Origin of the sequence: Arthrobacter sp. StoSoilB22, assembly GCF_019977315.1 — a bacterium.
Lineage (GTDB): Bacteria > Actinomycetota > Actinomycetes > Actinomycetales > Micrococcaceae > Arthrobacter.
Genome location: NZ_AP024652.1, coordinates 2057170 through 2071895 on the forward strand (window position 1 = coordinate 2057170; position 14726 = coordinate 2071895).

At 60.2% G+C, this 14726-nt stretch carries 13 protein-coding genes; 7 read left to right on the top strand and 6 right to left on the bottom strand.

What is annotated here, in order from left to right:
- The first annotated feature begins 53 nt into the window (after window positions 1–53).
- The 5 genes from LDN70_RS09650 (at window position 54) to LDN70_RS09670 (ending at window position 5819) form a co-directional block, all read left to right on the top strand.
- Window positions 54–695: a pyridoxamine 5'-phosphate oxidase family protein gene (locus LDN70_RS09650; protein WP_223942448.1), complete on the top strand. Its 642-nt coding sequence runs from the start codon at window positions 54–56 to the stop codon at window positions 693–695.
- A 213-nt stretch (window positions 696–908) separates the two neighbouring features.
- Window positions 909–1757, top strand: coding sequence for a pyrroline-5-carboxylate reductase (gene proC / locus LDN70_RS09655; RefSeq protein ID WP_223942449.1), 849 nt, complete (start codon window positions 909–911; stop codon window positions 1755–1757).
- A gap of 291 nt (window positions 1758–2048) precedes the next feature.
- The gene (locus LDN70_RS09660) at window positions 2049–3440 is read left to right on the top strand and encodes an MFS transporter (RefSeq protein ID WP_223942450.1); all 1392 of its coding nucleotides are present in this window, start codon (window positions 2049–2051) and stop codon (window positions 3438–3440) included.
- Window positions 3441–3712: 272 nt separating this feature from the next.
- Window positions 3713–4909 (top strand): MFS transporter, encoded by a 1197-nt coding sequence (locus LDN70_RS09665; RefSeq protein WP_223942451.1) that lies wholly within the window; start codon window positions 3713–3715, stop codon window positions 4907–4909.
- Between the two features lie 184 nt (window positions 4910–5093).
- Entirely contained in the window at window positions 5094–5819 is a 726-nt protein-coding gene (locus LDN70_RS09670) for a GNAT family N-acetyltransferase (RefSeq protein WP_223942452.1), read from the top strand.
- A gap of 1356 nt (window positions 5820–7175) precedes the next feature.
- Here LDN70_RS09670 and LDN70_RS09675 read toward each other — a convergent pair.
- Entirely contained in the window at window positions 7176–7760 is a 585-nt protein-coding gene (locus LDN70_RS09675) for a hypothetical protein (RefSeq protein ID WP_223942453.1), read from the bottom strand.
- A 639-nt stretch (window positions 7761–8399) separates the two neighbouring features.
- On the opposite strand from LDN70_RS09675, the gene LDN70_RS09680 reads away from it, so the two are divergent.
- Together LDN70_RS09680 and LDN70_RS09685 are read left to right on the top strand one after the other, a co-directional pair.
- Entirely contained in the window at window positions 8400–8759 is a 360-nt protein-coding gene (locus LDN70_RS09680; protein ID WP_286198881.1) for a hypothetical protein, read from the top strand.
- A gap of 15 nt (window positions 8760–8774) precedes the next feature.
- On the top strand, window positions 8775–9281 hold the full coding sequence (locus LDN70_RS09685) for a single-stranded DNA-binding protein (RefSeq protein ID WP_223942455.1): 507 nt from the start codon (window positions 8775–8777) through the stop codon (window positions 9279–9281).
- Window positions 9282–9683: 402 nt separating this feature from the next.
- Here the strand turns inward: LDN70_RS09685 and LDN70_RS09690 are convergent, their stop codons facing one another.
- From LDN70_RS09690 to LDN70_RS09715, 5 genes are all read right to left on the bottom strand, one after another.
- A complete protein-coding gene (locus tag LDN70_RS09690) occupies window positions 9684–10214 on the bottom strand; it encodes a hypothetical protein (RefSeq protein WP_223942456.1) in 531 nt (176 codons plus the stop codon).
- A 91-nt stretch (window positions 10215–10305) separates the two neighbouring features.
- Window positions 10306–10629: a hypothetical protein gene (locus LDN70_RS09695; RefSeq protein WP_502773809.1), complete on the bottom strand. Its 324-nt coding sequence runs from the start codon at window positions 10627–10629 to the stop codon at window positions 10306–10308.
- Window positions 10630–11420: 791 nt separating this feature from the next.
- Window positions 11421–12209 (bottom strand): SDR family NAD(P)-dependent oxidoreductase, encoded by a 789-nt coding sequence (locus LDN70_RS09705; protein ID WP_223942459.1) that lies wholly within the window; start codon window positions 12207–12209, stop codon window positions 11421–11423.
- A gap of 113 nt (window positions 12210–12322) precedes the next feature.
- Window positions 12323–13135 carry a sugar phosphate isomerase/epimerase family protein gene (locus LDN70_RS09710; protein WP_223942624.1) on the bottom strand — a complete coding sequence of 271 codons (813 nt, stop codon included), beginning with the start codon at window positions 13133–13135 and terminating at the stop codon, window positions 12323–12325.
- Window positions 13136–13262: 127 nt separating this feature from the next.
- On the bottom strand, window positions 13263–14681 hold the full coding sequence (locus LDN70_RS09715; protein ID WP_018778621.1) for an MFS transporter: 1419 nt from the start codon (window positions 14679–14681) through the stop codon (window positions 13263–13265).
- Window positions 14682–14726 lie beyond the last annotated feature (45 nt).

Below are 14726 nucleotides of genomic sequence, written 5' to 3' on the forward strand. Positions count from 1 at the left end.
CCCGGCCCGCGACCGCGGAGGATGTAATCGATACGAAACAAGGAGCCACTTTGGTGACCGACTACAAACCCACTGAACGAACTCGGATCCGACGCAGGCCCGAGCGCGGATCCTACGACCGCGACCTGGTCTACCGCATCATCGATGAGGCGCTGCTCTGCCATGTGGCCTTCGTCCTCGACGGTGAACCCCATGTGCTGCCTACAACGGTCACCCGGATCGCTAACGACATCTACATCCACGGCAGCAACAAGAACGGCCTGCTCACCGCCCTCGCACAGGGAGCGACGGCATCGATCGCCATCACCCACACAGACGGAGTCGTCGTAGGCCGGTCCGGATTCGGCTGCAGCCTCGAATACCGGTCAGTTGTCGCCTTCGGCACGGCAACCCTGGTCCCGCCGGAGGACAAGGAACGGATCATGAACGAGGTCCTGCAGGACATCATCCCCGGTTTCGGCGGCCGGCGCCTCAAGCCCTCAGAACTGGCCACAACACAGATCCTTAAGTTTCCCCTGGACGAGGTCTCGGCCAAAGTCCGCAACCACGGCAATTCCGACGTTCAGGGCGACTACGAGCTGGATCTATGGGCAGGGGTCATCCCCCTGTCAATTGTCGCCGGCGAGCCGGTCAGCGACCAAAAACTCAAAACGGGCATCCCCGTGCCGGAGTACGCACAGACCTATCACCGCTAGGCCCGCGACGGACAGGGGACGGGCACACTCCGCCCGCCCCCTGTCCGCCACCCGCGTACGAAATCCGGCAGCCGCGCCCCTGACCGAACACGGCTGACATTAGCTGGCCCTAATCAATTTCCGCCAGCCTCGAGACCCCATCGAACAGTACCCCCGCATACGCCAGCGACCTTTCCCCAAGACAAGAGTTTCAAGCGAAGAAAGAAAAATGTCATGACCAGGAACCATCTCGAAGACCTGCCACCTCTTGCCTTCATTGGAGCGGGCGCCATGGGCGGGGCAATCGTCCGGGGTCTGCTTAACGCCGACGCGAAACTCGGAGTAAGAATCCGCATCACCGGGGAATGGAGCACCCAGATGCAGGAACTCGTGGACTTGTACGGAGTCGAAGGCTTCGATTCCTCCACCGATCCGGAAGCCAACATCAAAGCCGTCAAGGACGCAGGAATCGTCGTCCTTGCCCTCAAACCCGGCATCATTCCGGACGTCCTCAAGGAGATTTCTGAATACGTCGAAGACGGAGCCGTCATCATCAGCATCGCCGCAGGTGTCACAATCGCCACCATCGAGTCAATGCTGCCGGACACCGTTTCGGTCATCCGCGTCATGCCCAACACTCCCGCTCTGGTTGGCAAAGGTGTCTCGGGCATCAGCCCTGGCAGCCGGGGAACGATTGCCGAGGTTGACCTCGCCGAAACGCTGTTCCAGACGGTGGGCTCCGTGCTCACCGTCCCGGAAAGTCAGATCGACGAGGTCACGAGCATCTCCGGCTCCGGACCCGCATACGTCTTCTACCTCATCGAACAGCTCACAGCCGTCGCGGAACATAAAGGCTTCACACCTGAACAAGCGGCACTGCTGGTCAACGGAACCTTCCGCGGCGCCTCCGAACTACTCGCCGGATCGGATAAATCCCCCCAGGAACTGCGCCGGCTGGTCACCAGCCCCAACGGAACGACAGCTGCAGCCATCAGTGTTCTTGAACAGGGCGGCATCGGCGCACTCTTCGAGAAAGCCACAGACTCCGCCGTCCGCCGAGCCAAGGAGCTGGCCAGCCGATAAAGATTAATAACTATTGAACCAACCCCTGGTCCCCCCCGAGGGTTACAACGTAGACATCGTGTGCATCACCCGGCGACCGCCGTGACGAGGGACAGGCCAACGAACAGGGACCGGCACAACTTTGCGAAGCCCTAACGTGGCGGCTCAGCAGAACCCGTTGACCTGGGCAGGAGCACATAAGAATGCCACCCACAAAAAACCAAAAAACAAGAGGATAGGGCGCGGGTCTTCAATGCAGCAGACAGCACGCCATACCTACCCATCGACCCCAGCCAGTGAGGCCCAAAGGCTATGACCGTTAGTAATTCAAAATCCACTCCAGATACAGCAAACGCGCTGCGAGCACCTGCTCCATCTCGCGTCACCGCTCGTCGTGTTCTGCTGGGCAGTCTCAGCGGCAGTGCGATCGAGTGGTTCGACTTCTTCCTGTACGCGACTGCGGCAGCACTCATCTTCGACAAGCAGTTCTTTCCAACAAATGATCCGGCGCTGTCGCTCATGCTGTCCTACGTGACGGTGTCGCTCACGTTCTTCATTCGACCTTTCGGTGGCGTCCTGTTCGCACACATCGGCGATCGGGTCGGGCGGAAAAAGACCCTCGTCATCACGCTGTCCTTAATGGGCGGAGCAACTGTAGTCATCGGACTGCTGCCGACCTACGGCCAGGTCGGAGTCCTGGCTCCGATTCTCCTGCTCGCCTGCCGCGTCATTCAGGGTCTGGCCATCGGCGGTGAATGGGGCGGTGCTCTGCTGCTCGCCTTCGAGAACGCTCCCGCGCGCCGGCGAGGGTTCTACGGGTCCGTGCCACAGTCCGGGGCCACGATCGGGATGCTCCTCGCGACCGCCGCCTTCGCCGTGGTGAGCCAGCTGCCGATGGGTGCCTTCGAAGCATGGGGATGGCGGTTGCCGTTCATCGCCAGCATCGTGCTCGTCTTCGTCGGACTCTGGATCCGCAATGGCCTGGGGGAAACGCCGGCGTTCCAGGATGCTAAGAAGGCCGGCGACGTCGCGAAGCTGCCCATCGCGGAAGTGCTTCGTGACCACTGGCGTTCGGTGCTCGTCGCGATCGGCGGGAAAGCGTTCGAAGTCGCGCCCTTCTACATCTTCGCCACCTTCGTCGTGAGCTATGCCACGGGCACCCTTGACTTCTCCCGTTCCACCGTCCTCAACGCCATTACCGCCGGCGCCTTCGTCAGCACCTTCGCGATCCTGCTGTCGGGTGCTCTCTCCGATCGTTTCGGACGTCGACGGACGTTTCTCTTCGGCGTGATAGCCACCGGCGCCTTTATGGTTCCATTCTTCCTGCTTCTGGACATCGGGATGGACTGGGCTGTGTACGTCGCCGTCATCATCGGGCTCGGAGTGGTTTGGCCGCCAGTGACTGCGACGTTCGGCACCTTCTTGTCCGAACTCTTCCCCACTCGAGTCCGTTACACAGGCATCAGCCTTTCCTCTCAGGTCGGTAGTGCACTTGCGGGCGGTACGGCGCCGCTGATCGCCACGTGGATGCTGTCAGCATTCGGCGGGTCGTGGACTCCTATCGCGGCCTACCTCGTCGGCCTGGCCCTGATCTCGATCGTCTCCGCGCTGATCGCTCCATCTGTGACCCGGCGTGAGACACGACGTCTCACTCATCGTGTCGCCGGGGACCGTTCCACCGACGCCACCGGGACCCGGGCGTAGCCCCAACGTGCTTCATCTAAATAAGGGAAACACTCAAATGGCTGACAACATCGTCTTCGTGGCCGGCTATACCTGGGTCGTCCAGGCTCAGAAGCACTTCGCCGGATAGCAAATGATACACCGGGTGTGGGCCAGGCAAGATTGCCGGCCCACACCCTTGCTCTCGACCAGGGCACGCGCGGGAGTCCGATCCAAGGGGCGTGCCACAATGAAGTCGACCGCGATTACAGGCGAAAGCGTGGATACACAATCTGGAAGCAGGAGCAGGGCGCATGCCGGTGGCTGAACGGGTAGTAACAATACGCAGGGCACGGGTTGGTGCCGCATTCCTCGGCATCCTGCTCATCGCTGTGAACCTGCGGGTCGCTTTTGTGATCGTGGGTCCGGTGCTCTCCGATATCGGTGCAGAATTCGCCTGGTCCGGCAGCACCGCAGGCCTGCTGACCGGGCTGCCGTTGATTTCTTTCGCCGTCTTCTCCCCTGTCGCCCCGGCCCTGGCACGCCGGATGGGTCTGGACCGGGCGCTGGGGGTATCGCTGTTGCTGCTTTCGGCAGGAATCATCGGCCGATCCACTGGGGTGGAAGCGGCGGTTTGGACCGGTACCGTGTTGATCGGTACTGGCATCGCCTTCCTGAATGTATTGCTGCCCTCGCTGGTGAAGAGGGACGTCCCTGCGCGTGTCAGCCAGGTGACCGGAATTTACACTGCCGTCCAAGGTGCCGTCGCCGCGTCCGGTGCCGCCGTCGTCGTTCCTATTGCCCAGGCCGGCACGTACGGGTGGCGGTTGGCACTGGGGATTTGGGCAGGGTTGGCGTTGATCGCCCTGGCCATTCTGTTCCCGAAGCTGTTGTCCCCGAGGCCGATCGCGGCGAAGGTCCAAGGCCAGACCATTGAGCTTCGCTCCCCGTGGAGGTCAGCGCTGGGCTGGCAGGTCGCGCTCTTCATGGGGCTGCAGTCGCTGGGGTTCTATGTCATGGTCGCCTGGCTTCCCAGCATCGAGCATGAACAGGGGATTTCTGCGGCCACCTCCGGCCTGCACACCTCGGTGTTCCTGCTGGTTGGCGTGCTGGCAAGCCTTGCCGCAGGGGCGGTGCTGCACCATACGTCCGATCAGCGTCCGATCGCCGTTGGCAGCAGCCTGCTCGCGTTCTGCGCGTATGCCGGGCTCTGCCTCGCACCGCAACTCACACTTCTGTGGGTGGTGGTCGGAGCCTTGGGCAGCGGGAGTCTCATTGTGATTGCGCTGTCACTATTCAGCCTTCGGACGGGGAACCACCACCAGGCCGCCTCGCTTTCGGGAATGGCCCAATCCGTGGGCTACGCGATCGCCGCCGCCGGGCCGGTGGCATTCGGTGCCCTCCGCGATCTCAGCGGCAACTGGACACTCCCGCTATCCGTCACCGCCATGCTAATGCTCGTTCTGTGCGTCGTGGCCGTACTTTGCGGGAGGAACCGTATCATCAGGTGAGTTTGGCCGTTTAGGTGTGCAACAGATCCCCCTGCAGGAGTTATTGAGTCCGACCCGCAGGCATCCGCTCCGGGAGAGAGCCGCAATGAGGGCGGCACCTTCTGAACAACTAAAACCAGGACGCAAAAGGGGGCGGTGTCAGTGAACACGGTCCTCCAATCAAGAGAAAAGGATTTCTACTCAAATGAACGAAGATGCACAGCCCATCGGCCAGCCTGTGCCCGGCTGGACCACTCGTCCGGTACCCGCGCGGGTCACGCTCGAAGGAAGATTCTGCCGCGTGGAGCCGCTCAGTGCTGACCACCACGCGGACGACCTGTACGCGGCCTACACTCTTGATGCTGATGGCAAGGACTGGACCTACATGCCCGCCGGACCGTTCGCTAACCGAGAGGACTACAAAAACTATGTAGTGACCATGACGCAAGCGGACGATCCGATGCACTTTGCAGTTGTCGACCCCAACACCGACAAGGCGGTGGGGTCGCTTGCGCTGATGCGTCAGGATCCAACCAACGGCGTCGTCGAAGTTGGTTACGTAGCATTTTCGCCGCGGCTCAAGCAGACCCCACTGTCCACCGAGGCACAATTTCTGTTGATGTCCTACGTGTTCGAGGGGCTCGGCTATCGACGCTATGAATGGAAATGTGACAGTCTCAACGCCCCTTCGCGACGCGCAGCACAACGACTCGGCTTCACCTTCGAGGGCATTTTTCGGCAGGCTGTTGTGTACAAAGGGCGCAGCCGGGATACTGCCTGGTATTCCATCATCGACTCCGAATGGCCCCAGCTCGGCAAGGCATTCCGGGACTGGCTCGAACCCGGCAATTTCGACGCCGACGGCCGTCAAAGGCGCTCCCTGTCAGACATGCGCTCCCCCAGGGAGATCAGTACAGGCAGTCGTGAATAACGCTGCGCGCCTCAGGTGAGGGCCTAAAGCGCCTTTGCGGACAGCGGGGCAATAAGCTCTTGAAACAAAACTTGACAGATTGGGCGCATCAGCGCGACATATGATCCGATATCGGCGTTAGAGTGGGACGAGTAGAAGTCGATGAGAGAACTCGTCTCGATCTGCTTTCGTAAGTTTCCGCAGGTCAGAGCCATGTTTCGACGACCAAGTGCCGATCATCCGTAGCGGGCGACTGTGCGCCACGGCGCGGCGTAGCGACTTAATCTCTCATTAGATGAGAGTTTTTTGCGTGAGTGCCAGTCACTGCTTTCCTTCAGACCTTTAGCCTGTGGTCATCAAAGGGGCGCCGGAGCTCGGCCCGGCTGGGCGGACGCATGTGGAGCCGCGATTACGGGTTATGTATCGAGCGGGTCCATCTGATTGCGCGTCCAACTCGTAGTTGACTCGAGTAGAGCAGCGGCTTGCGGTTGTACTGATGAGAGGATTCCATGAGGATCCGCTAGACCTAAAGCAATGCGCAACCGAAGCTGGGTACCAGCGGGCCGAAGGACCAACAGTCAGACTCCCTTGGCTGTCCTCGTCCCAGGAATTGGCGTTACAACAATCCTGTCTTTGCAGCTGACGATCTAGGGGTGGAAGGAGATCTCAGTGACGACCTTCCTCCACCCCTGCGATCTAAGCCAGCGGTAGACTTCTACCGTGCGGCCTACATTAGAGTGTGGACAATGTCCACACTCTCCACCCTGGACTGGCTCGTACACCTACCGGTCTGGCCCGGATTCCGCATGTTTCCGCCACTTCCTCGCGATTTCAGGGCCTGGAATCCCGTTCGAGTCCCACCTCGGGCACAGCAAACCCCCTCGTCAGAGGGGGTTTTTGCTTTAATGTGTGTACATTCTGTACGGTCAGGTCCCTCTGACACGGGCCGCGGGGTGTGCCTGGCGCCGCGGGTCGCCTGTTTTCTTGTGGGGGAGCGGGGTCATGGTCGTGGCTGGTGGACCCTGCGCGTGCGGGGTGGAAAGATCATTTGACCTCCTTTCTTAGGTGTTCCATTGGCGGTCGTTGGCCTCTCGCTATATGAGTGACCCCGTAGATCGGATCGGACGGGGCGGAGACCGTGCCGCGCCGCAATTTCAATCGGGCAGAACGGCCTTCCGTTAGTCCCTTTGGTTCCTCACGATGAGTGATGCGAAGAGTGCAGCGATCACTGGGATTAGCACAGTCAGCGTCGCACTCGGAACATTCTGGGAGTCTCCGAGCAGGCTTCGGATCCCGAGGGTTGTCAGCCCTACAAGTAGCCCGAGACTAAGCCAAAGCACTGGCCGCTTCATGACGGTCGGGTTTCGTTCCGGCATTTCAGCAGCTGGTTGCACTCTGAATTCCCGAGAAGATGGCGCCGGTCAGACCACCGATAAAGATCCCACGAATGCCCGCCCCGGCCCCGGTGAGCGCCCCAGTCCCCAACCCCCAAAGGAGATTGTTAAGCGCACACCCTTGGTTTATCATGAGCCTTGGGACCACGGTGGATGCATCACCGGCGGGCTGAAAGTAGACGTCTACCTGTTTTCGGTTCGAAGAGACTTTGAACGACAACGTGTAATCGACGCCTCCAACACTGGCCTTGGCAGGTGCCGTCTCCAAGACGTTGCCCCGGACGTCTCTGGCGCTGAGCGTCCCATCCGCAGCGACTTCGAACTTTGCACGGACAGCGCTCAATCGGATGACCTTCTGCCCTTGGATCGTTTCCAACGACGAGGAGACGAATGCTCCATTAGCGTCGGATGTGTTGGCTTGCAAAATTCCCTCAGGTACGGCCTGGTGCGAGGCAGCCATTGCCGGTACGGGTGCCATCAGCGTAGAGACCAGCCCCAAACCCAAGACGGCAACAACACGTTTTTTGCGATTCATCTTCTCCCAAATCTGCTCGATCTGCGCATTCATTCCTCACTAGGTGTTTTGTTTGATTTCCGGGACGCCACCGTACTGACCTCAGAACCGACAGTCGGCGTGGTGGATAGCATCATCGGTATCTCCGGCGGCGAACATTGGTAGTTCGCTATCTGTTAGTGCACTTAAGGACGTTTTCGTGACACGTCAAGGGCAGGTTTGAGGGAGCCCAGTGTTCCGTTTGGGCCAAATGCGACGACTTCCTGTCGGTAGAGTGCTCTTGCTATCCAGTCCGCAAGGTCGATCCTTCCGGACCATCACCACTGGCAGATGCGCAAGGACATCCCTGGGCAGTACAGCTAGGGAGCACCCATCAGAACCGCGGCTGATGTCGTCATGCCGTTGCGATATTCGCTCGACACGGGCAGGTGATCCCTTCTAGGGGCTGTCTAGAAACACGGGGGATGGCTGTCGTGGCCTCAATATCTGAACTGAATGCGGACGCAAGCGGTGAATCGTAAGCCCCTGTGCCGACGTCGAGCGTTTGACTGTCGCCCGAGGAGCGCATAGCCCAACTGACCAAGGGACTTCACACAGCGCTCGAGGAAGCATCGAGTCGCCCATGCGTTGGCAGGTTCTGCTCGACGACTCCGCAACCTGTGGCGCTGTTCCGGGGGCAATGTCGCCCTGCTGATGATGCAGATGGCGCAGCGCGGTACCCAAGAGCCGACGCTGGTGGCCGGCTACAAAGAGTGGGTCAGGCATGGTCGGACGGTTCTGCGTGGAGAGCACGCACTCTGGGTGATCGCGCCGCGGACGGTCTCGATGCAGGAACTGATTTTGGCCGACGGACAGCGCAAGCTCCTGCCAGCGAATCAGACTGCACCTGCTGATGCTGGCAGCAGAGGCAAGAAGACGTGGTCACTGGTTGGCGAGCATCGTGGCGAGTCCGAGCTAGGCCAGCGTCCCAGGACCGAACGCGTCATTGAACGGTCCCGAGATAGCTGGGCCATGAGCATCGCAGATGTCCGTCGGGAGAGGCCCGTCGACTAAGGAAGGTAACCCATCATGAACACAAAGATCCCTATCACCTTCGCGGGGAAGCTGGTCGCAGATCCCGAACTGACCATCGGGGAATCCGGAACTCCGCACGCGAAGCTCCGCGTTGCCGTGAACCAGCGAATTCCCAACCCAGATGGCACCTGGCGAGATGGCGAGCCGGTCTTCCACAACGTGTCTGCGTTCCGGATGCTCGCGGAGAACGCTTCTACTTCTCTGAAGAAAGGCGACCCTGTGACGGTGTCGGGAGAGCTTGAGTTCCGTGCGTACGACAAGGACGGCGAACGGCGTGAGGCACGGCGGATCATTGCTGACACTATTGGACCGGACCTTCGCTTTGGCACCGCGACGTATCAGCGCTCGGCCCGTGCAGTCTCCGAGCCCGAGGCGGCTGTGGAAGCGACGGGTCCACAAGCCACGACGGCGACTGGCTGGCCCGCGTACAACGTCACCACCAAGGGGCCAGTGGTCGCGTCCCCTTTAGGCGGAGCTCGGGTGAATGACATGACGGTTTGACCTGTCTTCGCCGTACAGGCCCACGGCCCGTTCGTCGAGGCGTGGGCTCTTCTTTTGTGAGTGGGATCCACATTCGAACATATGTATTGGGTATCTGCTTGGCTGAAGGCGCAATGGTGCTCCTGCACCTGTGCGAGGTGTTTAGAAGATCGTAAACTGGGCTGACGCGCCACTCAGGGGTGGGTGGCTGGGCTACTCAGCCCAGTGGCTGAACATGGGACCGCTCGCAGGACGATGGTAATCGCCAACCCGAACAGAACTGGCATGGCTAGAGGTGTTCGATAATTCGAATGGGTGCCGCTCTGCGGTCCGTTCAATCGGCCACGACCAAGGACATCGCGACCCCTGCATCCGAGACCGCGGAGCTGACCTTCGTCGTGGTACCTCTTCGCCGACCAGGGTCTACTGGGCGGTGACCTTCTTGAGCCGAAGGATGCCGATGGTCCAGAGGCTGACTACCGCGTGCAGGAAGGTCCATCCGATTTTCACCGGATCGAACGGGGACCCGTCGATGAAGACCATCGCCAGCACGATTGACGTCGCGGAGACCAATATGGCCGCGATCAGTGGCGATCGGGCCGTTCTTCTTAGGGTGGCGAGGTTCCAGATCCCGATGACCACGCCCGCGATGGACACCACGCCGAAGCCCAAGGTGACGGCGAAGACGTACGCGATCCACTCTGCGGGGGGTTCTACGCCTGAAGCCGCCATGTCCTGTAAGTGTCCGATACCCGTTGCGGCGCTCGTAACGGTGACCCAGCAGGTGAGCAATCCCGAGAGTACCTCGAAAAGCCCCAACCAGAAGCGCCAATGCCGTGATCTCATCGCGCCGTGGCGGGTAAGGACAGGCACGCCCGCCGATCGCGACGGACGCACGTAGAGCCGCTCTACTATACCGGACTGGTCGGTCTGTGGCTGCGGTTCTTGGCCCATGTGGCGTGCCCCCTAGCGTGCGGCGGAGGCCGTCCCCGCGCGTTTCCAACAGGGAGTCTACCCCGGGCCCCGTTTGCCTTCGTCCCGGCGTTCATTCGGGCATGATCGGCTGGGCTGGGAAGTGGATGACGAGGTTCTTCAGGGTTGCGGGGTCGGTGTTCGTGCACTGTTGGAGGAGCCGGTAGAACAGCAGGCCTCGGCTTCTAGTTGTTCTTCGGTTGAAGCGGAAGGTGAACTCGTCGAGGTAGTAGGCCAACTGTTCCCGTGAGATGCCCTGCTGGAGGCTACCGTCGATCCAGCGCTTGAGCTGGGAAGCGGCCATGTGGACCGCCGGCATTTTGACGTGAGCCGGGATATCCGAGCCGAGCTGGGTGAAGTACTCATGCTGGTAGCCGAGGTCGGCGAAGCGCCTCAACTGCCTCGCCCCGTCGGTTAGGATGGTCGCTTGAGCCGGGTGAACAGGTCGGGAGCAAGCTTTAGCCGGTGCCTTCATGCCAAGTAGGCTGGGTAGGCCGTTGGGGGCTCGGCGCCGAGTTGAGGAATGGGCAGAAAAGAACTGTGGACAATGCCCACACTTTCGGTCGCCGGCTGCCTCGTACACCGACCGGATTGGCCCGGAATTCGTATGTTTCCGTCACTTCTCAGTGTTTCCAGAGGTGACACGCCATCAGTGCTCGAAACAGCCGGCGAAGTGTGGTGATCAATCTGCGGAACCATGCGTACGGCCCGCTAAGTACCTCGTCCTGCTTCTGCAAGGAATCTAAAGGCGCTCCACGGCCTGGCAACCAATCGGCAGTCCTGCCGGTGCCGGGCTGCGAACGACGGCTGACGCTGCTGTCCCGCTCGGAACACGGCCCGTCCGTCACAAGAAAGGCATGCCAATTCCTGACGGGTGGCATTCTGCTCTTCCGGAAGAAGCCCGGCAAATTCTGTTGCGGTCCATTCCGTGCCATCCAATATGCTTTTTGCCATATACAAGGTGCCTCCTCGTGTATTGCTAACTGAAGTTCGAACGGCCATCAATAAGCTCCGCCGCCGGCCACCTCGCGAACGCCGGTATCCCGCGAGCCACTGTCAGTCACCAGCCGGGGCGGGATAAGTTTCGGCACCTCATTGCCTGCCGTGTTTGTTCTGGAGACGATTCGGCCGTCTGAAGGTCATGGGCCGCAGGTAGCCACTGCGGGCCCATGACCGCCTTCAGGCCTGCTATTTCGAGCTGGGTCGTCCGGGGATATGGCTAAGAATGGACTTGGAGAAGCCGCCATCGACGCAAATATCCTGACCGGTGACGTAGCCGGATAGTGGGCTTACGAGAAATTCGATCACGTTGGCGATGTCCATCGGATCTCCTATTCTTGCGAGAGGGATAATTTCCTCCCGTGCCTTCTTGATTTTGGGATCTTCATACATTTTTTCGGTCATCCGGGTATGGGTCATGCCGGGGGAGACTACGTTGACGCGGATGCCGTCGGGTGCCCATTCCAATGCCAGTGTCTGGGCCAACATTGTCAGCGCGGCCTTGCTTGGGCTGTAGGCACCGGATCCCGCGTGTGGTTGTTGACCTGACATTGACGAGGTGAAGCAGGCGGCGCCGTGGCTGTCCTTCAGGTGCTGGTAGCTTGCTTTGGCGAGAAGCCATGGGCCGCGCAGGTTGACGGAGAACATTGCGTCCCAGTCTTCAAGGGAGACGTCGCATATGGGTCCAGGGTTGGCGATTCCGGCATTGGCTACCAACGCGTCCAGGCCACCGAATTCTGCAACGGCAGCTTTGACCAGCTGGCTCGGCACGTTGGGGTCGCCGAAATCACCTGCCAGTGCGATGGCGGTGCCTCCCACAGCCTGGATTGAACGAACAACACGCTCTTGGCTGCTGTTTGATTCGTGTCCGCAGACTGCAATCATTGGCTGCTCCCCGCGCGCAAGGGCTGCCTCCGCGAGTCTCAGGGATGCTGCAGCGCCGATTCCGCTGCTTCCGCCACTGACCAAAGCCCTCATTACACAAACTCCTCTTTCAGGTTTTTTCGCATTGATAAATTAGACCTCAATAATGCTGGTTTCTTCCGTGCTCGAATAAATTCTTGGTGGAGCCCGGTTTCCGGCGGAAGGAGTTAACTCTCCAGTTCCCATCCGTGGTTCTTGAGGTCCTGCATCGCTTTCGCAAATTCGTGGACTGGATTGTCCTCACGGATGATCTCCAGAACGACATTCCCGACGCCGCATGTGTCCTTGACGGCATCGCCCAGCCCAGCCCAGTCAATGACTCCCGTGCCGATGGGGTCGTGACCCCAAGTGTCCACGCCGGTGTCGGAAATGTGCACCAGTCCGATGGCCTGGTGATGCTCCCGCAGACTGGCGACGGGATCTTCTCCGATGAAGGCGGCGTTGGCGACGTCGTAGACGATCTTGACAGAATCGTCGTTGATCGTGCTGACGACACCTGCCAAGTCCTGGATTGTGGGAGTGAAGCAGTAGGGGGTGTTTTCGAAGAGCAATCGTGTGCCAGCCTGCTTGGCCACCGGGATGAGACTTTCCAGGCTTTCATACATCCATGCGTGGACGCTTTCGAGCGAGGGCGAGATCATAGGACGGCGGGTGCCGGGGGAAATCACGACCTCAGCGACGTCCCAAGCGGCCGCCAAGTCAATTACCGACTTGATGTGATCAATACTTTTGCGGCGCATGCTGGCCCCGGGGCTGGCCAGGTTGATGTCATATCCGCCAGCGTTCAAGGACCGTATTTCCGCACCGTACCGGCTGAGCCTGTCTTGGATGGCCATGCGTTCGGAGGTTGCTAACTCATCCGGCCAGCAGTGCGGAGAACTGACTGGAACCTCGAACGTTTTGTAGCCGTTGTCGACAAGCTCGGCTATCGCATCGATCGCCGTCGCTGACCAAAGATATGAAAACGTATTGATAATCATGCTGTTCACGTGTGAGAAGTCCTCTCAGTTCCGCGCCATGGAGAAAGAAGCTTCCCTTCATAACTCACTATAAATTCTGAGCTGCCGCGGAGCTGCGGCCGAACTGCCGCAGCTCCGAACCGACCGTCTATTTGGAGTGCCGGGAGACGTCGACCATCGAGGTCGTGCCCGAAACCAACTTTTCGCCTTCGAGTACCTCAGGGTCTGCCAGTGCCACAGTGGAACGGTCACCGCGGTTGCCGGTCTCCGGCAGTGTGAAGTAGACGACAAGGCACAATGCGACGACGACGATCATGTAGACAGCGACGAGCATCGGCTGCCCGGCTCCGACAAATGCGGCAGCGATCAGAGGTGCGGTTCCACCAAAGACGGCAATCACGATCTGATGCGCGAAACCGATGCCTGATACCCGGACGGAGGCCGGGAACAATTCGGCCTGGATGGTCGGATAGACCGACTGCCAGATGCCGAGAACTACCCACCCGGAGGCCGATACCAGGACGTATACCCAGAATCCCGGCTGGTTGAGGAGCAGGAGCAAGGGGTAGAAGAGAACGATCATGCCGATGGCGCCGATGATTGGGAAGATTTTGCGCCGGCCGAGTCGATCAGAGAGTGCGCCGCATGTCGGCACGATAACCACCAGCAGGGCCAGCCCGATAACACTTCCGGCGAGTGTGGAGGAGAGGTCCCGGCCGCTGGTGAGTTTGGCGTACGTGGGAAGGAAGGTGGCCCAGGTGTAGTAGGCCACGGCTGGTGCGGAGAGTGCTGCTGCCTGAAGCAGGGCCTTCGGGTGCTCGCGAAGCAGATCCATCAGGCGCGCCGCAGCGGACTTCTGGTCGACAAGGGCTTCTGCTTCGAATTCGGGGGTCTCTTCAGCCCGGGCCCTCAGGATCAGGCCGACGATGCCGAGGAAGCCGCCCACAACGAAGGGGATGCGCCATCCCCATGCGGCGAGATCGGCGGTGGAGAACGATGACGTCACCATCGCTGCGGCGCCCGTAGCTGCCAGGGTTGCAAGGCCACTTGCCATATTGGTGAAGGAACCGAACAAGCCTCGCCTGTTCGCTGGAGCGTGTTCGACCATGAACGCGATGGCACTTTGGCCCTCGCTGCCGGCCGAAATGCCCTGGATGACGCGGGCAACCAGGAAGAGGACGGGTGCCGCATAGCCGATGCTCGCAAATGATGGTGTGAGGCCGATGATGAGTGAGCCGAGCGCCATCCCGGACACGGATAGAGTCAGGATGAGCCGCCGTCCAAAACGATCAGCCAGTGGCGAGATGATGATGCCGCTAAGAGGCCGTACAACAAACCCGACGGCGTACGTCAGGAGTGCGGCGATCAGGGAGGCGAACGGGGAGTCGCTGGGGAATATCTGCGACGAGAATACCGCTGCGAGCAGGCCGTAGATGTACCAGTCGTACCACTCAACGAAGTGGCCGATCGTGCCTGCAATCAGGTTCAGGGTGCGGCGCGGATGTTTGGACGTTTCGGGACGCCCCGAAGTGTCGGGACTGCCGACTGCTTCTTTTGAGGTCTTCATTGAACTCTCCATGTTTTCACGTTTAGCGCTGTGGTTATAGTGCTG

Coding starts and splice junctions, on each gene's coding strand:
- LDN70_RS09715 (WP_018778621.1), bottom strand. CDS start 14,681: ATGAAGACCTCAAAAGAAGCAGTCGGCAGTCCCGACACTTCGGGGCGT.
- LDN70_RS09670 (WP_223942452.1), top strand. CDS start 5,094: ATGAACGAAGATGCACAGCCCATCGGCCAGCCTGTGCCCGGCTGGACC.
- LDN70_RS09680 (WP_286198881.1), top strand. CDS start 8,400: ATGATGCAGATGGCGCAGCGCGGTACCCAAGAGCCGACGCTGGTGGCC.
- LDN70_RS09710 (WP_223942624.1), bottom strand. CDS start 13,135: ATGATTATCAATACGTTTTCATATCTTTGGTCAGCGACGGCGATCGAT.
- LDN70_RS09685 (WP_223942455.1), top strand. CDS start 8,775: ATGAACACAAAGATCCCTATCACCTTCGCGGGGAAGCTGGTCGCAGAT.
- LDN70_RS09665 (WP_223942451.1), top strand. CDS start 3,713: ATGCCGGTGGCTGAACGGGTAGTAACAATACGCAGGGCACGGGTTGGT.
- LDN70_RS09660 (WP_223942450.1), top strand. CDS start 2,049: ATGACCGTTAGTAATTCAAAATCCACTCCAGATACAGCAAACGCGCTG.
- LDN70_RS09690 (WP_223942456.1), bottom strand. CDS start 10,214: ATGGGCCAAGAACCGCAGCCACAGACCGACCAGTCCGGTATAGTAGAG.
- proC (WP_223942449.1), top strand. CDS start 909: ATGACCAGGAACCATCTCGAAGACCTGCCACCTCTTGCCTTCATTGGA.
- LDN70_RS09675 (WP_223942453.1), bottom strand. CDS start 7,760: ATGAATGCGCAGATCGAGCAGATTTGGGAGAAGATGAATCGCAAAAAA.
- LDN70_RS09705 (WP_223942459.1), bottom strand. CDS start 12,209: ATGAGGGCTTTGGTCAGTGGCGGAAGCAGCGGAATCGGCGCTGCAGCA.